Annotated in this window: 16 protein-coding genes; 13 read left to right on the forward strand and 3 right to left on the reverse strand. The window is 59.9% G+C overall.

The window, feature by feature from the left end; genetic code table 11:
- Position 1: 1 nt before the first annotated feature.
- Positions 2-1411, reverse strand: coding sequence for a glycerate kinase type-2 family protein (locus GHK62_RS25880; RefSeq protein ID WP_153441876.1), 1410 nt, complete (start codon positions 1409-1411; stop codon positions 2-4).
- A gap of 256 nt (positions 1412-1667) precedes the next feature.
- Here GHK62_RS25880 and GHK62_RS25885 point away from each other — a divergent pair, with 256 nt between their 5' ends.
- From GHK62_RS25885 to GHK62_RS25915, 7 genes are all read left to right on the forward strand, one after another.
- The gene (locus GHK62_RS25885) at positions 1668-2336 is read left to right on the forward strand and encodes a GntR family transcriptional regulator (RefSeq protein ID WP_153441877.1); all 669 of its coding nucleotides are present in this window, start codon (positions 1668-1670) and stop codon (positions 2334-2336) included.
- A gap of 501 nt (positions 2337-2837) precedes the next feature.
- Positions 2838-3872 (forward strand): amino acid ABC transporter substrate-binding protein, encoded by a 1035-nt coding sequence (locus GHK62_RS25890; protein ID WP_153441878.1) that lies wholly within the window; start codon positions 2838-2840, stop codon positions 3870-3872.
- Between the two features lie 84 nt (positions 3873-3956).
- On the forward strand, positions 3957-5093 hold the full coding sequence (locus GHK62_RS25895) for an ABC transporter permease subunit (RefSeq protein ID WP_153441879.1): 1137 nt from the start codon (positions 3957-3959) through the stop codon (positions 5091-5093).
- The gene (locus GHK62_RS25900; protein WP_234887056.1) at positions 5090-6187 is read left to right on the forward strand and encodes an amino acid ABC transporter permease; all 1098 of its coding nucleotides are present in this window, start codon (positions 5090-5092) and stop codon (positions 6185-6187) included. The genes GHK62_RS25895 and GHK62_RS25900 overlap by 4 nt, the downstream gene beginning before the upstream one ends.
- 90 nt (positions 6188-6277) lie before the next feature.
- Positions 6278-7030, forward strand: coding sequence for an amino acid ABC transporter ATP-binding protein (locus GHK62_RS25905; RefSeq protein ID WP_153441880.1), 753 nt, complete (start codon positions 6278-6280; stop codon positions 7028-7030).
- Positions 7031-7042: 12 nt separating this feature from the next.
- The gene (gene betC / locus GHK62_RS25910; protein WP_153441881.1) at positions 7043-8602 is read left to right on the forward strand and encodes a choline-sulfatase; all 1560 of its coding nucleotides are present in this window, start codon (positions 7043-7045) and stop codon (positions 8600-8602) included.
- A 67-nt stretch (positions 8603-8669) separates the two neighbouring features.
- On the forward strand, positions 8670-9704 hold the full coding sequence (locus GHK62_RS25915) for a proline racemase family protein (RefSeq protein ID WP_153441882.1): 1035 nt from the start codon (positions 8670-8672) through the stop codon (positions 9702-9704).
- Between the two features lie 134 nt (positions 9705-9838).
- Here the strand turns inward: GHK62_RS25915 and GHK62_RS25920 are convergent, their stop codons facing one another.
- Positions 9839-10489: a TetR/AcrR family transcriptional regulator gene (locus GHK62_RS25920; RefSeq protein WP_234887057.1), complete on the reverse strand. Its 651-nt coding sequence runs from the start codon at positions 10487-10489 to the stop codon at positions 9839-9841.
- 290 nt (positions 10490-10779) lie between these two features.
- Here GHK62_RS25920 and GHK62_RS25925 point away from each other — a divergent pair, with 290 nt between their 5' ends.
- The 6 genes from GHK62_RS25925 to GHK62_RS25950 all read left to right on the forward strand — a co-directional run bounded on the left by GHK62_RS25925 (position 10780) and on the right by GHK62_RS25950 (position 18118).
- Entirely contained in the window at positions 10780-11775 is a 996-nt protein-coding gene (locus GHK62_RS25925) for an ABC transporter substrate-binding protein (protein ID WP_167528363.1), read from the forward strand.
- A gap of 7 nt (positions 11776-11782) precedes the next feature.
- On the forward strand, positions 11783-12571 hold the full coding sequence (locus GHK62_RS25930; RefSeq protein ID WP_153441884.1) for an ABC transporter ATP-binding protein: 789 nt from the start codon (positions 11783-11785) through the stop codon (positions 12569-12571).
- Positions 12564-13337 carry an ABC transporter permease gene (locus GHK62_RS25935; RefSeq protein WP_153441885.1) on the forward strand — a complete coding sequence of 258 codons (774 nt, stop codon included), beginning with the start codon at positions 12564-12566 and terminating at the stop codon, positions 13335-13337. The genes GHK62_RS25930 and GHK62_RS25935 overlap by 8 nt, the downstream gene beginning before the upstream one ends.
- A gap of 100 nt (positions 13338-13437) precedes the next feature.
- Complete coding sequence (locus GHK62_RS25940; protein ID WP_153441886.1) at positions 13438-15510, forward strand: hydantoinase/oxoprolinase family protein; 2073 nt, start codon at positions 13438-13440, stop codon at positions 15508-15510.
- Positions 15511-15548: 38 nt separating this feature from the next.
- Complete coding sequence (locus tag GHK62_RS25945) at positions 15549-17282, forward strand: hydantoinase B/oxoprolinase family protein (protein ID WP_153441887.1); 1734 nt, start codon at positions 15549-15551, stop codon at positions 17280-17282.
- The gene (locus tag GHK62_RS25950) at positions 17279-18118 is read left to right on the forward strand and encodes a sugar phosphate isomerase/epimerase family protein (RefSeq protein ID WP_153441888.1); all 840 of its coding nucleotides are present in this window, start codon (positions 17279-17281) and stop codon (positions 18116-18118) included. The genes GHK62_RS25945 and GHK62_RS25950 overlap by 4 nt, the downstream gene beginning before the upstream one ends.
- Positions 18119-18146: 28 nt before the next feature.
- Here the strand turns inward: GHK62_RS25950 and GHK62_RS25955 are convergent, their stop codons facing one another.
- Positions 18147-19448: an NAD(P)/FAD-dependent oxidoreductase gene (locus GHK62_RS25955; RefSeq protein WP_184108877.1), complete on the reverse strand. Its 1302-nt coding sequence runs from the start codon at positions 19446-19448 to the stop codon at positions 18147-18149.
- Positions 19449-19456: the final 8 nt, after the last annotated feature.

A 19456-nucleotide genomic window follows, 5' to 3' on the forward strand; every position in this document is an offset into this window, starting at 1 on the left:
CTCATGCACCTCGCTTGAGTTCGGGGACGTACATGATGGTGAGGTCGCAGAGATTGGTGCCGGTGTTGCCGGTGAAGATGGCCGAGGAAACAGCATCGAGCGCTTCGAAGCAGCTGTGGTCCCGCAAGGACTGGTAGAGGTTTATTCCCTTCTCCGCTGCCGCATTGGCGGTGGTCGAGTCCGTTATGCCGCCCGCCACGCGCGTCGTCCCGTCCGTGCCCTCGGTGTCGACCGAAAGCAGGCAGGCGCCCGACGTCTTGGCGGCAGCTATCGCAAAGCTGACCGCCATTTCCTGGCCCGGCCCGCCATGGCCGCGAATGACGTTGTTGTCCTCGATCAGGGTCGTGACCTCACCTGAGCTTAGAAGCACGCAAGGGGCTTTGATCGGATTGCCATAGGTCTGGATCTCACGCGCCATAGAGGCGAGGAAGGCTCCGGCGTCCCGCGCTTCGCATTCGAGGAAGGACGAAACAATCATTGCCGGGATACCCATCTCCGCGCAGATTTCTTTGGCGTAGATGCAGGAGTCCGGGAGCGTGTTGAGCAGGAAATAGGTGTTGTCAGGAAAGGCCTTCGGCGTTTCCGCCTCGGGGCCAGCATTCATCAGATAATCGACCACCGTTTTTGGCAGGCGATCGGCGACGTTGCGGTTTATGATCGTCGCGCGCGCGTCGTCCAGTGTGGTCGCATCGGGACCAATGGGCGTGCTTTTGTATGCAGCATAGGGCACGGAAATGTCGCCGGTCGCCGGGTTGCCGACTGCATCGCTGATGCCGAAGCCGATCAGCTCGGCGCCGACATCCTGGATCCGCTTGGCCAGCATGCCGCCGTTGAGCGCGGAAATGTGCCGCCTGACAGCATTGATCTCGTAAATGCCGGCGCCTGATTTCAAGAGGACGTCGGTCGTGTCGATCTCGTCCTGGAGGCTGATCCCGTCGATCGGGCAGGACATGAGCGCCGAACTCCCGCCGCTGATGACACAGATGAAAAGGTCGTCCGGGCCGGACTGGTCGACGATCTCGATGATCTTTTTCGAGGCGCGATGGCCTTCTTCGTTCGGCAGCGGGTGCCCGCCGATGAAGACCTCGGTCCTGTCAAACCGGTCCGTCTCCTCGAGCACCTTGACGATGGCAATACCCTTGGTCAGCCGTTCGCCGAGTACGTGATCCACGGCCATGGCCATGTGATTGCAGGCTTTACCGGCGCCGAAGAGATAGACGTTGCGCTTCTTCGAAAGATCCCAGGAGCGGGTGCCAATATGCAGCACGCTGCCGTCCATGCGCATGATGTCGCGCATACGTCGATAGCTATCCAGCCGGTCGAGCGTCCTGTCGGCGATCTCCAGCACGATCTGCCGGGAAGATCGATCGCCTCCGGACAGGATTTCATCTCCGTTACGTATCTTTTTCATCTGGACACTCGATTGCTGCATGCGCGGTCCGGCACGAGCAGGGCGCAACATGTCGCCCGCTCGGCAGGCAGCCCCCGCGGTTGAAGTCTGGGTGAAGTTCGCTTGCGGCGACGTCTCAGGCCGCCAACGGAGCTCAACATACGCAAAAGGGCTATTGTCGACAATAGCGCTTTGAGATATTTTTTAACATGCTCTTCTTGTTCCCGATCAGTTCAAGACGATAAACAGGTAGAAACGCAGCCGAAGAGGCCCCATGATGGATCGAACGAAGCTTCCTAAGATTGAAAAAATGCCGGCGGATGTGCGCGCACTGGGCGTTTTGCGGGGCAGGATCATCGACGGTTCGATTCCCGCCGGGTCCCGGTTGACCGAGGTGCAGATTTCAGACGAGATGGGGCTTTCGCGCGCTACCGTGCGCACCGCGCTTCATCAACTGGCCCAAGAGGGCCTGGTCAGTCTGGTGCCCTATACGGGGTGGACGGTGGTCAAGCTGTCGCGTCAGGATGTCTGGGAGCTCTATACGCTACGTGGCGCGGTCGAGCGACTGGCGGCCAGTTTGACGGCTGCCAATGCTGAGCCCGCCCAGATCGCTGACGTCCGGGAAGCCTTCGATGCGCTTGAAACCGCATGCGAGCGCGAAAATCCCGATGAGATTGCTGAGGCGGATTTCGGATTCCACAAGGCGGTGGTGGACGCCTCCGGTCATTCCCGGCTGCGCGCGCAATACGGGCAGATCGAGCACCAGATCAGGGTCTATATCCGCTCGAGCGACGCGCTGATTGCCGATTCCAAGGAAATCCTGGATCAGCACCGGCCGATCCTCGAGGCGATCCTGTCGCGGAACTCCGCCTTGGCCGGCGAACTGTCCGAAGACCATAATCTTCGGGAGGGCCAGAAGCTCACCGTTTCGGTGCCACTCGCCTAAATCGCTTCCTCTCGGTGAGAACGATCCCTCGCCGACCTTCTGGCGGCGAATGACCTTTGCCGTCCACTTTGACTGATGTGCGCTTTTTTAGCCTTGACGATGTCGACACTAAGACGACATAATAGCTGTCGATACGGCGTCGACACGAAGGCAAAAATAAGCACTTGACATTGTCGACATTAGAACGACTAATAATAAAGTCGACATTAGAACGACAAAGATAGATTGGCTCAGCCAACATCGGGAACTGCGCCGCAGGGCGCCAATGGTGGGAATCAGAAGCAGTCACATCGAAATGAGCTTGCAGCCGGGGCTTTGGCCCTGTGGCTCAGATTGGAGGGCGGCTATTCGGATGCGCTGGCACCGGGTCGAGGGTTCGCGTTTGGTTGCACCAGAGACTTTAAGGGCCGGGCGAGAGAGGTGAGGGGCTCCAAAGAGATCGGAACTGTGCTCCCCGGGAAAGACGAAGTGATCTTCAAAACCAACAGAGGATGGAATGCGATGAGAAATGCTTTGAAGCTTGCAATAGCGCTTCTTTCACTTTCGGCGGCTGTGCCGCCCGCTGCGATGGCCGCCCCGGGTGATACGCTCAAGGCAGTCCAGGCGCGCGGTGCTCTCAACTGCACGTCCAGCGATGGCAACTTCGAAGGTTTCGCCGAAGTTGACGCACAGGGCAACTGGCACGGCCTCGACATCGACTATTGCCGCGCCGTCGCAACCGCCATTTTCGGCAATGACGACAAGCTGAAGCTGATCCCGATCAGCTGGGCCCAGCGCTTCCCGTCACTGCAGTCGGGTGAAATCGACCTGGTCATCAAGGCAAGCGGCTGGCTGTTCAGCCGCGATACCGAACTCGGCCTGCAGTTCTCGATGCCCTACTTCATTGGCGTCACGACCTTTATGGCGCATAAAGACCTTTCCGCCAAATCCTTGGCTGATCTTGCTGGCGGGACAGTTTGCGTCGCCGGCGGCACGTCGACCGAGAAGCTCGTCAGCGACTACATCAAGGAAAAGAAATACGAGGTCAAGGTCGTAACCTTCGAGAAGAACACCGAAGCCACCGCCGCCTATTTCGCCAACCGTTGCGATGCCTATGCCGAATGGGGCCCGATCGTTGCGGCAACGCGCGCGACCTCGGCCGATCCGGATAACCACGACATCCTGTCAGACGCGCTGTCGCTCGAAGGCGAGGCGATCGTCATGCGCCAGGGCGACGATAACTGGGTCGACATCGCCAACTGGGTCATTGCCGCGCAGCGCATAGCCGAGGAAAATGGCGTGACCTCGAAGAACATCGACGAGATGAAGGCTAACCCGCCGAACACCGTCGTCGGCAAGCTGCTCGGAGTCACGCCCGGCATCGGCACGCGCCTCGGCCTCAAGGATGACTGGGCATACAATGTCATCAAGAAGCTCGGCAATTCCGAGGAAATGTACAACCGCAACTTCGGAACCGAGTCGCGCTATAAGCTGCCACGCGCCCTGAATTCGATGTGGAACAAGGGTGGCGTCTTCTACGCGCCGGTCCTCGACTAAAGATCGCCGTCCTCCGCCGGGCTTGTTCCGGCGGAGGTTCATTTCATTTTATGCCTCCTCGTGAGGCGAGGTGGACATGGACCCATGACCTTTTCGTTCGGAAACCGCAAACAGCGCGATATCCTCTTGCAGGCTGTCTTCCTCGCCGTCGTCCTGACCTTGCTGCTCATCGCCGTGATGACGACGCGACGAAATCTCGAAATCCAGGGCCTGAGTGTCGGATGGAGTTTTCTGAACTATGCGACGGGCTCTTCCATCGTCTTTTCCTTGATCCACTATGATCTTGATTCAAGCTTTGCCCGCGCGCTGCTGGTCGGCTTCATCAACACGCTGTTTCTTGGGACGATCTCGGTCTCGCTGGCGGTCCTCCTCGGCACGGTTATCGGGACGGCGCGGCTCTCCAGCCACAAGCTGGTCAAGTCCATCGCCGGCGTCTATGTGCAAATCTTCCGCAACATTCCGCTGATCCTCCAGGCCTTCTTCTGGTATGCGATTTTCGTGAATTTCCCCTCGCCACGCCAAGCGATCGCTGTGCCGGGCGGTTTCTTCATGTCCAACCGCGGCATCTTCTTTCCGATGTTCAACATCGAGGCTTGGTATCTTCTGGCCGCGATCGCGATCTTTATCATCGGCTCAATCATTTCCGTTGCCGTTGCGCGCCGCACGGGCCGCGGCTCGTCGCTGGTCGGGATCTTTCTCTCGCTGGCACTCGCCTTCATCGTCGGTTATGCCGGACGCCTCGCCGACACGCCGTTGTTTGATATGCCCCAGCCAAAAGGCCTGCGCTTTCTCGGCGGCGGCACGATGACGCCGGAACTTGGATCCGCCATCGTTGCGATCGCGCTCTTTGGTGCATCTTATGTCGCCGAAATTGTCCGCGCCGGCTTTCTTTCCATCCCAACCGGATTGATCGAAGCCGCCCATGCGCTCGGCCTTGGCAACTGGCACGTCTTCTGGCGCATCCGCTTGCCACTGATGATACGGCGCATCCTGCCGACGATGACCAACCAGATCATCTGGCTGATGAAAGCCACCACGATCGGCATTGCCATCGGGTTTCCGGATTATTTCGGCGTGGTCGCCAATTCGATCAACCATTCCGGCCAGACGATCTCGCTGATTTTCCTACTGATCATCGGCTTCTGGGCGATCAACATGACCATCTCCATCACCATGAACGCGATCAATCGGGCGCTTGCCCTGCCGGGACATAAGAAATGAGAGCGGAAACGATGACGGCCACCACGGACATTCAGGCGCCGGTGTTGAACGGCAGCCTCCTCGACAGCGTAAGGCGCGACTACTTCTCCTCGGTCGGACGCACGATCCTCACCTTGGTTTGCCTGGCGTTGATCCTTTCAGCCCTGTGGTTTCTCGTAAACTGGGGACTGGTCGATGCCGTCTGGTTCGGCACGCCCGAGGACTGCCACAAGGCTGCCGGCGCCTGTTGGGCCGTCATCACCGACCGCTATCGCCTGATCTTCTTCGGCCTTTACCCCTATGAGGAGCAGTGGCGTTCGGCGCTTGCGTGCCTCGCCATCCTTGCGACCGTCATTCTGTCGTGCGTTCCATTCTTCTGGTCCGCGAAACGGCTGCCGGTGCTATGGGCCCTCGGCTACGGCCTGTTCTACTTTCTCATGAAAGGCGGCGTGTTTGGCATGCCCGTCGTGCTCGAAACCCAATGGGGCGGGCTCGCGCTGACAGTCTTCGTCTTCTCGTCCACCGTTGTCATCGGCATGCCGCTCGCCATAGTTCTTGCGCTGTTGCGACGCTCCAGTCTGCCGGTGGTCTCGACGGTCACGGCACTCTGCATAGATGGCATTCGTTCGCTGCCGCTTCTCTCCATTCTGTTCACCGCCGCTATCATCCTGCCTTTGACGCTGCCGGGTTTCCTGGTTGGCGACAAGCTGTACCGCGTCATTATCGGCGCCGCCGTCTTCTTTGCGGTCTACCAGGCGGAAATCATTCGGAGCGGCATCCAGTCTTTGCCCGCAGGGCAAGAGGAAGCGGCAACCGCGCTTGGCCTCAATTACTGGCAGACGATCTCGCGCATCATCCTGCCGCAGGCTTTCCGCTTTGCGCTACCGCCGACGATCAACCAGGTGGTGATCGCGTTCATGGAAACGGCCCTGATCGTCATTCTGGGCTTCTTCGAGATCACGGCGTCCGGCAATGCGGCCTTTTCGACAGGCGGATGGAAGCCGTTCCATATCGAGGTCTATAGCTTTGTCGCTCTGATCTACTTCGTCTTCACTTACTCGCTTTCGATGTATGGCAGTTATCTCGAACGGTCCATGAAATTGGGTTCGCGGTAGCACGAGAAGCGGCAAGCATGTGTCGGGCTTCGGATACGGCATGACAGACATTCCCGCGCTCTTCGGCGCGACGGCAGGATTTTGGGAGTAATGAAAATGACCACAAGCGCTCTGGCGATCGAAGTCGACGGTCTGTGCAAATATTACGGCGCACATCAAGTTCTTCACGGAGTGAACCTAACGGTGAAAGCGGGTGAAAAGATCGTCGTCTGCGGTCCATCTGGTTCGGGCAAGTCGACCCTGATCCGCTGCCTCAACAAGCTCGAGGAACATCAGCAGGGCAGTATCCGCGTGCTCGGCACCGAACTCAATGACGAGATCGACAATATCAACGAGATCCGTCGCGAAGTCGGCATGGTGTTCCAGCATTTCAATCTCTTCCCGCATCTGACGGTGCTGGAAAATTGCATGCTGGCACCGATGCTGGTCCGCAAAATCGATCGCAAGACTGCCGAGGAACAGGCCATGACCTATCTCGAGCGCGTCAAGATCCCGCAGAAAGCGAAGAACTATCCCGGGGAACTGTCTGGCGGCCAACAGCAGCGCGTGGCGATTGCCCGGGCTCTGTGCATGAAGCCGGAAATCATGCTGTTCGATGAACCGACCTCGGCGCTCGATCCGGAAATGATTTCGGAAGTACTCGACGTCATGATCCAACTTGCCCAGGGCGGCATGACCATGGTCTGCGTGACCCACGAAATGGGCTTTGCCCGCAAGGTCGCCGATCGGGTGATCTTCATGGACCAGGGAAAGATCGTCGAAGATGCGCCGCCGGCAGACTTCTTCGACAACCCGCAGCATGCGCGGTCGAAACTCTTCCTCAGCCAGATACTTGGGCACTGAGAGGGCGCGGACGTGCAACCGGTCTCGGAAAAGCCGAATATTCTTCTCGTCATGGCCGATCAGATGACCGCGATTGCCCTGTCCATTTATGGCAATCGGGTATGCAAGACGCCCAATATCGACCGGCTGGCCGGGCAGGGTTCGGTGTTCGACAATGCCTATTGCAACTATCCGCTCTGCGCGCCGTCCCGGTTTGCCTTGATGACCGGCCGCTTGCCGTCGCGGATCGGCGCTTTCGACAACGCCTCCGAATTTCCCGCCGCCGTGCCGACGCTTGCGCACTATCTGCGCGATGCGGGCTACTATACGTGCATATCGGGCAAGATGCATTTTGTCGGGCCCGACCAGCATCATGGCTATGAAGATCGTCTGACAACGGAAATCTATCCGGCCGATTTCAGCTGGGTTCCTCCGAAGACCTATGACGAGCTGGAGGCGGAAGAACTCAAGGCCAAGGGGGAGGTTCCCTTCGGCGTATCCAGCGTCGAAACAATCGCCGATGCCGGGCCGCTCGCGCGCTCGCAGCAGATCGACTATGACGACGAGGTCGCCCGCCGCGCGACCCAGCATATCTATGACTGGCGACGCTACGGAGATGGGCGGCCGCTGTTCATGACGGTGTCCTTCACCCAGCCGCACGACCCTTATGTAACCACGCGCGACTACTGGGATCTCTACACGGACGAAGCGATCGATCCACCACGGACACCCGCGATCCCGCTAGAGGAAATGGATCCGCACAGCCGTTCGCTCTATTTCCACTACAGCCTCGACAAGTTCGAGGTGACTGATGCCATCTACCGCCGCGCGCGGCGCGGCTATTACGGCATGATCAGCTATGTGGATCGCAAGCTCGGCGAACTCAGGCAAACGCTGGAAGATGCCGGCATTGCCGACAATACGGTGATCATCTTCACCTCCGACCACGGTGACATGATCGGTGAGCGCGGCCTGTGGTTCAAGAAGAACCTCTTCGATCCGGCGATCCGCGTGCCGCTGGTGCTCTATGATCCGCGACGGCAGGGCCTGAAGCGCGTCGCCGCGCCGGTTTCGCTCATCGATATCCTGCCGACATTGGTCGACCTCGCCAGCGGTTCGCTGGATGCGCTCGTCACCGATCACGAGGGCGACAGCCTTTTGCCCCTGCTGAGCGAGGACAGGCCGGACCGGACGGTCTACGCCGAGCATCTCGACGGAGGCACCAACGCGCCACGCGTCATGCTCCGACGCGGCCCTCATAAACTCGTCGCCTCCGAAGCCTATCCGATGCAGCTTTATGATCTGGCCGCCGACCCGGGTGAGACGCGCAATCTGGCGGACGAGACTGAATGGCGCGAAACGGTGGAGGCGCTAAAGGCCGGGGTGCGAAAAACTTGGAACCTGGCGGCTCTGAAACAGGATGTGATGCGCAGCCAGCGCGTCCGCCAGTTCGTCAATCGCGCCATGCAGAAAGGTAAGCTGCGGGACTGGGAGCACTATCCCGACCCGATCCGCGAGCACACCAAATTTGTCCGCACAGGCGAACGCTTCCCCGAGGTGGAGAGACGATCCTATCTGCCTTACGGCGATTGAGGACGCACCTCCTGAAGGACACTAGAATAGTATAGTCGGGCCGCGTGCCCGCAAATGAGAGGCCTCCATGAAATTCGACCAAAAGCTTGAAATTCTCCAGGTTCATTGCGAGGGAGAAATCGGCAATGTTCTCGTCGCCGGCGCGCCGGAAATTCCCGGTGCAACCGCGTTGGACAAGATGAACTACATCAACAATGTCGACGACAGCCTCCGCCGTTTCGTGACGTTCGAGCCGCGCGCGAATGTCGCCATGACCGTCAATTTGCTGCTGGAACCCACCCGTCCCGACGCGGATGCCGGCTTCATCGTGCTCCAGGCCGACCGTGCGCATGCAATGTCGGGCTCGAACTGCATCTGCGTCGTGACAGCGCTTCTCGAGAGCGGCCGGGTGGCCATGGTTGAGCCCGAAACGATTGTGCGTCTCGATATGCCGGCAGGACTGGTCACAGCGCGGGCGCACTGCGAAAATGGCCGTTGCCTTTCCGTCAGCATCGACAATGTCCCGGCCTTTGCGGAAGCTCTCGACCAGGAGATCGACACGCCGCGCTGGGGCCGGATCAAGGCCGACATCTGCTTCGGCGGCGTCTATTACGGTCTGGTCGATGTCGAGCAGGTCGGGCTTACCATTGAGCCGAAGAATGCGCGCGCACTGGCCGAGGCCGGCATTGAGTTGAAGGCCCTGCTGGCGGAGCAGGTCAAGGTCCGGCACCCGACCTTGCCGGGTGTCGATGAGATCGCCTATGTGATGTTCCGTTCTCAGGAGCCGGATGGCGCAGTGCGCACCTGCACGACGCTGAAACCCGGCCGCGTCGACCGCTCGCCCTGCGGTACCGGCAGCTCGGCCAATCTTGCAAGCCTTCACGCGCGTGGTCTGATCGTGGTCGGAGAGACTAAGGTCTCTCGCTCGATCATCGGTGGGGAATTCCATGTTCAGGCGCTGGAGGAAACCGAAGTGGGCGGACGCAAGGCGGTCATCCCGCGGATCACCGGCCAGGGCTTCGTCTATGGCAAGCAGGAATTGCGCCTCGTCACCGATGATCCCTTCGTCAAGGGCTTTGCCCTTTCCGACACCTGGGGTCCGCAGGTGCATCTTCTGGACTGATTGGCTCCCAAGGCCTGGGCTCCATGCCTCCGGGCATGGAGCCATTTTTTTGCCCGGCGTCAGCTGGAGGTCTGCGGTTTACGGAGATAAACGATCGTCATTTCGACCGCTCGCCCCGGCAAGGAGGCGGAAGTCTATCTTTTCAGATATGCCAATATGATGCTGACTGTCTGGTCACGCTGTTTGGCGACTTCAACGCTACTCTCCAGTTTTTCATCCAGCACGATCGATAGCGTGTGGATGTTGGAGAAGTAGAAGTAACCCAAAGCCGATATGGACACGTACAGGTGCTTCAGGTCGACATCTGCCCTGAAGATGCCCTTGTCCTGGCCACTGCGGATCACGCGCGACAGCTTGGCGAGAAGGGGGGTGTAGAGGTTCTTGATGCCCAGCGCCTGTTTCAGAAAACGGGCATTCTGAACATTCTCATGGGTCAGCATTCGAACAATGCGGGGATTGTTAGCGAACGTGTCGAAGGTCGACTGAACGAGAGTCCTGACTGCCCCAACCGGGTCATTTTCATCGAGGTCAATCTCATGCTGGGACGCGCGCAGCTTCTCATAGGTGTTCGAAAGGCTGGCGATATACAGCTCTTCCTTGCTGTTGAAGTATCTGTAGATCAGGCTCTTGTTTGTCTGGGATTGCTCGGCGATCGCATCTATCCGCGCGCCGTCGAACCCGCGCTCCGTGAACTCGTCGATCGCCGAGTCGATGATCCACTGCTTCGTCCGTTCAGGGTCGCGGAACCGCTTCTTCTTATCCGGGCCGCTTTTTTCAAGTTCCATTCTCTGGTCCATCAATACGCCCTTGGGCCTTAAACATTGAAGTTTGTCGTAGCAGCCTCTGCTTAGCATTTCCATGCTCACGGCAAACTCTAGCACCGCGGAAACAGACCGTTTTCGCGTTCGAAAAGATATTGCCGGCGCGTTCTAACCTATTGAATTTGCGGCATAATAAAATACTCCGGTTTTTGGTTTTGGCGCGATTGACAGCAAGCCGAAAACGGGTTAGCTCTCTCCTTAATAAACTAAATAGTTCTATAAGAACAAGAGGGGTCTTGAGAATGAGCAACCGGATGTCCAAGTTCCAAACGTCCCGACGCGCGTTTCTTGCCGGCGGTATTGCCGCCCTGGCTATGCCGTCCTTGGTTCGTGCCCAAGGCGTCGAGGCGCTGTCGGCCCGCATGGATTTTGCGCCTTGGGGTGTTCAGGCGGCCATGCATCTCGCCCAGGTGAAAGGGTGGTTCAAAGATGTCGGCCTGGACGTTGATGTGCAGGACGGCCGTGGCTCTGCGAACACCCTGCAGCTTGTGAATGCGGGCCAGGTTGATGTTGGCCAGGTGCAGCTCGGTCTCGTCCCCCAGGCGCGTATGAAGAGTGCGACCGTGCGCTCCTTCGCTGGTTTCGCTCGCGCTACGGATCTCGCGGCAGTCGTCGACCGCGACTCGGACTACAAGACGGTTGCCGATCTGAAGGGCAAGAGCATCGTCTGTTTTGCGGCGAGCCCATGGGCGCCCTTCATCGACTATTGGCTCGCGCAGGGCGGGCTTGACCGCTCTACTGTGGAGCTGCTCCTCGTCGATCCGGCAGCCCTCTGGAGCACCTATACCACGCGCCGGGCGGATGCGATCCTGTCCACCGGCCCCTCGATCATCCCGCCCGCCGAAGCCGTTCGTCCTTCGCGCGGCATCCTCGCCAGCGACGCTGGCGTCAATTTCCCGAGCTACGGCCTCATCGCCAGTGACGAGACCATCGAAAAACGTGGTGATGCTCTGAAGGCCCTCGTGGCCTCCCAGCAGAAGGCGTGGGCCTATCTGCGTGACGGCAATGCGGGCGAGGGCGCTGAGGCCATGATCCAGCAACGGCCAACTATAAAGCTGACGAAGGAAGTTCTGACCAGGCAGATCGAATTGACGATCGAAACCTTCGAGACCCCGGCGACGGCGGGAAAACCGATCGGCTGGCAGGCTGACGCGGATTGGAACGCCGCGCTGGCGTCGATGGAAAAAGCAAATGCGATCCCCTCCGGATTGACGCTTTCCGATATTTTCACCAACGACTTCATTGGGTGAGGTCGAGATGTTGGACCAGGTCAAGGACAGCTATATCAGGGTCTCCGGCGTCGATAAGCGCTACGGCGGCAGTGATGCGTCGCTTGTTCTTCAAGACATCAATCTGGACATCAGGAAGGGCGAGTTCGTCAGCATTCTCGGTCCGAGCGGCTGCGGCAAGAGCACGCTTTTGAAATGCATCGCCGGGCTTGAGGACGTTTCCAACGGAAGCGTCACGACCCGGGGGCTTATGGTCGACGGTCCCCCGGAGGGCCTCGGCATGGTCTTCCAGCGTGACATGCTGCTCGACTGGCGGACGATCCTGGAAAACGTCCTGTTTACCGTCGAGCTCCAAGGCAAGGCCAGTGCGGAGATGCGGGCAAGGGCGAGCGCACAGCTCGCGCGCTTCGGCCTCGGTGGTTACGAGAACCGCCGGCCCTGGGAGCTGTCGGGCGGCATGCGGCAGAGGGCGTCGATCTGCCGGGCACTTCTGACCGATCCCGACATCCTGCTCATGGATGAGCCGTTCGGGGCGCTCGACGCCATGACGCGCGACGATCTCAATGTCGAGGTCGCGCGCATCTCGCACGAGACCCACAAGACGATCGTTTTCATCACCCACAGCATCAGCGAAGCGGTCTTCTTGTCCGATCGTGTCGTGATCCTCGACCGCCACCCCGGAAGGATCGTCGAAATCCTGGATATCGACCTTCCCCGTCCACGGCAGCTGTCCGCCCGCGAGACACCGAAATTCGGACATTACAGCAGCCATATCCGCCAGGTGTTCACGAAGCTCGGGATTTTCAAGAATGCGTAGCAAGCCATCCATTACCACACGCTTTCTGCCCGGCCTGATAACGCTGGTTTCGGCGGTGGTGCTTTGGGAAATCTGCGTCAGGCTTTTCCAGATTTCCCCGATCCTCCTCCCGTCGCCGTCGACGGTCTGGGTCGAGTTCTGGAAAATGCCGTCCTTCTTCCTCTATAACGCCGGGGTCACTCTGGTTGTGACGCTTGCCGGGTTTTTTCTCGCCGCGGTCTTCGGCATCCTGCTGGCAGTCGTCATCGTGTCGTCGAAGACGCTCGAGCGCCCTGTGTTTTCGGCGCTGGTCGCGCTGAACTCGGTCCCCAAGGTTGCTCTGGCGCCGCTCTTCGTTGTGTGGATGGGCATCGGGCCGGAACCCAAGATCGCCATCGCGGTCATGCTCGCCATTTTCGCCATCGTCATCGATACTGTCCTTGGCCTGCGGTCGGTCGATCCGGACATGATCAATCTGGCGCGTGTCGGGCGGGCAAGCGCTTGGCAGATTCTCACGAAAGTCCGGCTCCCCTGCGCCCTTCCGAGCATCTTCGCCGGCTTGAAGGTTGCCATCTCGCTGGCCCTGATCGGTGCGATCATCGGCGAGTTCGTCGGCAGCTCCTCGGGCCTCGGATTTGCGATTTTGACCGCGCAAGGGCAGTTCGACACCCCCGGTCTCTTTGTCAGTTTGGCCCTTCTGATCGCGATGGGATCGCTGCTCTTCAACCTCATGGAAGGCATAGAGCGGCTGTCGATCCCCTGGCACACGTCGGTCCGCTCTCACTAACCACGAAACACGCGACGCATGAATGACCCTACGGGCGAGATCAACTCGGCCGACGGGAGAACTCGACCCAAAAAAGCGCTGATGCGCAGGAGGCATTAAGATGAACAACGCACGCATTGGCGTTGATATTGGCGGGACTTTTACCGACCTAGTCCTGTTCGGCGACGCTGGCGAGACCTTCTTTACGAAGGTGCCTTCCACGCCGGCCAAGCCCGAGGAAGCGGTGTTGACCGGCATCCGCCAGATCACCGAGACCGCCGGCGTTTCGGTTTCCAAGGTAGCGGAAGTGGTGCATGGCACGACCGTCGGCTCGAACACGCTGCTGCAGAAAGTCGGTGCGAAAACCGGCCTGATCACCACCAAGGGCTTTCGCGACGTGCTGGAAATCGGACGTGTCCGGACGCCCACCATGTTCGACCTTAGCTGGGAAAAGGCCGTACCGCTGATCGCCCGCCGTTACCGCATGGAAGTGGACGAGCGGTCGACCGCCGACGGCCGCATCCTCAAGGGGGTGAACGAGCAGGAAGTGATCGAGATCGGCCGCTACTTCGAAGCCGAGGGCGTTGAATCCGTTGCGGTGTGCTTCATCAATTCCTACCGCAATCCCGAGAACGAGACCCGGGTGTTGGAAATCATGCGCGAGCATTTTCCCGACATGTGGGTGACGGCCTCGGTCTCGGTGCTGCCCGAGATCCGTGAATATGAGCGGACCTCGACCACCGCCGTGAACGCCTATGTGCTGCCGTCGCTGCGCGCTTACTTCGAGCGCCTCGAAAACGGCCTTCGCGAGATCGGGGTCTCCGCACCGCTCCTGATCAGCAATTCCAATGGTGGTCTCTCTAGCGCCCGGATGGCCCAGGAAAAGCCCGTTTTCTTCATCTCCTCCGGCCGTTCGGCTGGGGTGGTCGGCGCCGGCCGACTGGGTGAAGCTGCAGGCGAGAAGGATCTCGTCGTGTTCGACATGGGCGGCACGACGGCTTCCGCTTCGCTGATCCACAAGGGCGAACTGTCGCGTGCCAACGAATACGAATTCCGCGCCGGCATCTCAACGCCGAGCCGCTTCATCAAGGCGGGCGGCTACCTGATGCGCGTTCCAACAGTCGACGTGGCGGAGGTCGGCAGCGGCGCCGGCTCCATCGCCCGCATCGATGAAGGCGGCCTGTTGCATGTTGGCCCTCTGTCGGCGGGCGCTGATCCAGGACCGGTCTGCTACGGTATCGGCGGCAATTCGCCGACCGTCACAGACGCCAATGTGGTGCTCGGCTTTCTGCCGGCCGCGCTGGCCGGCGGCAGCATGAAGCTCGACATCGACGGCGCCCGCGCTGCCATCAAGCGCGATCTAGCCGATCCGCTGAAGCTTTCGATCGAAGACGCCGCCTTTGGGATCCGCGAAGTGGTCAACATCAACATGGCCCGTACCATCAAGGCGGTGACGGTTGAGCGTGGCGTCGACCCGCGCGACTTCGCCATCCTTGCCTTCGGCGGTTCCGGCCCCGTGCATGCCTGCGATCTCGCCCGCACGCTCGGCATTTCCCGCGTCATCTTCCCGCGCTCGCCCGGCGTCTTCACCGCGACCGGCATGCTCGCGGCCAAAGTCGAACGCTATTTCCTGCGCAGCCTACACGGCAGGCTCGACCAGTTGCCGGTCGCCGAGGTCAATGCTCTGCTCAAGGACATGCGCGCTGACGCCCATGCTTCGCTGGCGGAAGAAGGCTACACGGACGACCAAATCGAATGCAGCTTCGAAGCGGACCTGCGCTTCAAGGGCCAGGATTTCGAGATTCCGATCGCGCTTCCCGACACGGTGACCGAAAATGACCGCGCAAGCCTGCGTGCATCGTTCCGGGAGGCCTACAAGGCGATCTACGGCTATGCCTCCGACGACAGCGTCGAGATTGTCAACATCAGGCTCAATGCCGGCGGCAACAGCGGAAACCGCCTCGCTTTCACGGCTCACAAGCCTGAGGACGGTCCGGCTGATGTCACCACGCGAAAAGTCTATTTCTCGCGCAAGGACGGTTGGATCGACACTCCGATCCACCAGCGCGCGACGTTCCGCGGCGGGGCCGTCGGGCCGCTGATTATCCAGAGCCCCGATACAACCATCGTCGTTCCGCCCGGCGCCAAGGCAGATCTCGATGCCTTCGGCAACGTCGTTGCCACGCTTGCCTGAGACTCGTTCGGCCTGACCCCATTCAAGGAGCTGTTCCCATGGCCCAGAAAACAAATGACCCCATCACATTCGCCGTCATCAAGAACGCGCTGGACACAATCGTCGATGACATGGCGTTTGCTGTCATGCGCACGGCGCGCTCGCCGATCGTCCGTGACGTGCTCGACTATTCGGTGACGCTCTGCGACAAGCACGGCCGCATCCTGTCGCAGGCGAAAACCGTCGCGCTGCATCTTGGCGCCGTGCCGGATGCCATGGCTGTGATCATGGAAGAATATGCGGACGATCTCGCCGAAGGCGACGTCATCATCTTCAACGATCCCTATGAAGGCGGCATGCATCTGCCTGATATCTTCATGATCCGGCCGATCTTCCATAGCGACAACAGCCTGCGCGGCTTCTCGGTGGTGATCGCCCATCATTGCGATGTCGGCGGCCGTGTACCCGGCTCCAATGCGGCCGATTCCACTGAGATCTATCAGGAAGGCCTGCGCATCGCGCCGATGAAGCTCTACAGCAAGGGCGTGCGCAACGACACGCTGATGCGCATCATCGAAAAGAACGTCCGACTGCCGGAACTTGTCTTCGGCGACCTCGAAGCGCAGTTCGCCACCTGCAATCTCGGCGAACGCGAACTGCTGCGCCTGATCGAGCGCTACGGCGCCGACGAGCTCGACAGCTATTTCGACGACCTGATCGACTATGGCGAGCAACTGACGCGCGCGGCGATCCGCTCTTGGCCGGACGGTGAATACAGCTTCGAGGATTTCATCGACGGCGATGGCTTCTCGACCGATGCCATTCCGATCCGCGTCAAGCTGACGGTCAAGGGCGATCATCTGAACGTCGACTTCGCCGGTTCCTCGCCGCAGGTCAAGGGCGCGATCAATTCGACGCTCTCGTTCGTGAAGTCGGCGACCTATCTCTCGGTGCGTTGCGCGCTTGATGCCGAAGTGCCGAACAATGCCGGCGTCTACCGTTGCATCACCATTACCGCGCCCGAAGGCTCGATCCTCAATCCGCAAATGCCGGCTGCCGTCGCAGCGCGTGCGCTCACCGGCTACCGCGTTGTCGATACCGTACTCGGCGCGCTGTCGCAGATCGCGCCGAAGAAGGTGATGGCGGCGGGTGAGGGCGGCAATACGGTCCTCGCCTTCGGTGGTTGGGACAAGGAGACCCGCGAGCCCTTCGTGCTGGTCGACATGATCAACGGCGCCTGGGGCGGTCGCTGGAACAAGGATGGCGTTGAAGGCGTCACCAATCCCTCGCAGAACATGTCCAACCTGCCCGTCGAGACGCTTGAAGTCCGCTATCCGATGATGATGGACGAATATAGCCTTCGGCCCGATTCCTGCGGCGCTGGCGAATTTCGTGGTGGCCTTGGTCTCATCCGCCAGTATCGCCTGCTGGCGGAGGAAGCCGTACTGCAGATCCGCGCCGATCGCCACGACCATGCACCATATGGTCTTTTCGGCGGCAAGCCGGCAGCCAAATGCGTGAACATTCTCGATCCGGATGGCGAGAACATCATCCTGCCCGCCAAGATCACCCGCACCATTGGCAAGAATGTCGTGGTCCGCCACGAACAGGCAGGCGGTGGCGGCTATGGCGATCCCCTGAAGCGTCCGCTCGAGCTCATTCGCGACGATCTTACCAATGGCAAGATTACGCCCGCCTATGCGGAAACTTATCACGGTGTGGTGTTCGCAAACGATGGCATTTCCATCGACGAAACGAAAACGGCAATGCGCCGACAGGGAGCAGCACGATGAGGGGATATGACCTATCCCGCTTTGCCATCAACCAGATCACCACACCAAAATGGTCGATGCCACAGGCGATCGAAGGCTATGCCCAACAGGGTGTTCACGGAATTGCCGTCTGGAGAAATTTTCTCGACGATTACGGTCTCGAGTCAACCGTCCGCCATCTGCGCGACGCGGACATGTGGGTTGCGTCGCTCTGCACCAGCGCCTGGGTGAACGAGTCTGACCCGACGAGACTTCGTGCAGCGATCGACACCAACAAGCATATCCTCGATCAGGCTGCGGCGATCGGCGCACCCTGCGTGGTCATGGTGGTCGGCGGCCTGCCCGCCGGCGATAAGGACTTGGGTGCCCAGAGGCAGCGAATTCGGGATGCGCTCGTCGAACTCGCACCCTATGCGCGCTCGGTTGGGGTCAAGCTCGGGCTCGAGCCGCTGCACCCGATGTATTGCGGCGACCGCAGCGCGATGAACCTCATCACCGAATGCAATGACATGATCGATGAACTGGGAGATGAGGCAACCAGCCTCGTCGCTGACGTCTATCATTGCTGGTGGGATCCCGCATTCGAGCAGGAATTGCGCCGGGCAGGGCCGAAGCGCATCCAGACCTTCCACTATTGCGATTGGCTCGTTCCGACCCGGAACCTGCGTGATCGCGGCATGGTGGGCGATGGCGTCATCGACCTACCGCGTATCCGCGGTTGGCTCGACGACATCGGCTATGACGGCCCGTTCGAACTCGAGCTGTTCTCCGAACTCGATTGGTGGGAGCGGGATGCGGCGGAGACGGTTCGCATCGCAATCGAGCGTTGCGGGCCTCTAGTCGCGCCGCGCAAATAGCAGGCTCGCGCCTCCAGCAGCGGCTCGATCAATAGGGAGGGTATCGAATAAGATCGTTGCCCTCTTCCGATTTGCTAGCGGTCAAGTTCCACGAGAACCGTGTTGCCCGGTATGGAGCGAGGTCCAAAGTCGGTCTTCGACCTACTACGAGATCGGCAACCAATCTTCCGGTCGTGGCTCCGAGTGTCATACCGACTTGGCCATGCCCGAATGCCATGACCACATTATCGTGATTAGGCGCTTTATCGATGACCGGCATCGTGTCCGGCATGAAGGGGCGAGGGCCCATCCATTGCTTGCCGCCGGAGATGTTGAGCCCGGGAAGAACAGTCTTTGCCTTCTCGGCAATGATATTGGCGCGCTCGAAATTGGGCTTGGGATCTAGCCCTGCGACCTCGATGGTTCCAGCTATTCTCAACCCACTTTCCATGGGCGTGAGGACGAAGCCGCCATTGGCGTAAAGCACGGCGTGATTGACGGTTACATTGGGGTTGGGCAATTGATGATGATAGCCCTGGAGTGCTGCAAGCGGCACCCGCACGCCGATGTCGCGTGCCAGCTTGCCGCTCCACGCGCCAGCCGCCAGCACTATTCGTTTCACGCTGACCTGCTCGCCGCTTTCGAGACGGATCGCCGTAACATGGCCGCGCGTGGCGACGAGCCCGGATACTGAGGCGGTTCTGAGCGTGCCGCCGCGTGACAGGAAGAATTCCGCAAGCTTGTTGCGCACGATTCCGGGATCGGAGAATTGCAGCCATTTCTCGAGCAGCACGCCGCAGGTAATCGGTCCCGAAAGCGCCGGCTCGATCGCCTGCAGGTCCTTCTTGTCGAGGAAGCGGTGGCGGAAACCCTTCTGGGTCCTGAGATCCCAGGTGAAGCTGTCGCTGTCGATGTCGGCCTTCGAATTGAAGGCCATGATGTTTTCCTTGTTCACGAGCTTGTCGGAAAGGCCGGCGGCCTCGAGCAGGGCACGATAGTCCTGTTCGGCCCGCGACAGGAGCGGGGTCATGCCCGCTGCGATCTCCAGCACCTTGCTTCGACGGCCCGACCACAGGAAGCGCAGGAGCCAGGGCATCTGGCCGATCATGTCCTTGGGCCGCACGAACAAAGGGCTTTTCGGATCCGACAGCCATTTGGGAATTTTGGGCAGGATTCCCGGCTTGGAGATCGGCACGACTTCGCCAACGGCCAGCAGGCCGCAATTGCCGTAGCTCGCAGCCTCGGTTTCAAGGCCGCGATCAACCAGCTCGACCCTATAGCCTTCATCCTGCAGCGCAATGGCCGAACATACGCCGACGATGCCGCCGCCGATTACAGTTACGTCAGTCACTGATATGC

Source organism: Sinorhizobium terangae (assembly GCF_009601505.1).
GTDB classification, from domain to species: domain Bacteria; phylum Pseudomonadota; class Alphaproteobacteria; order Rhizobiales; family Rhizobiaceae; genus Sinorhizobium; species Sinorhizobium terangae.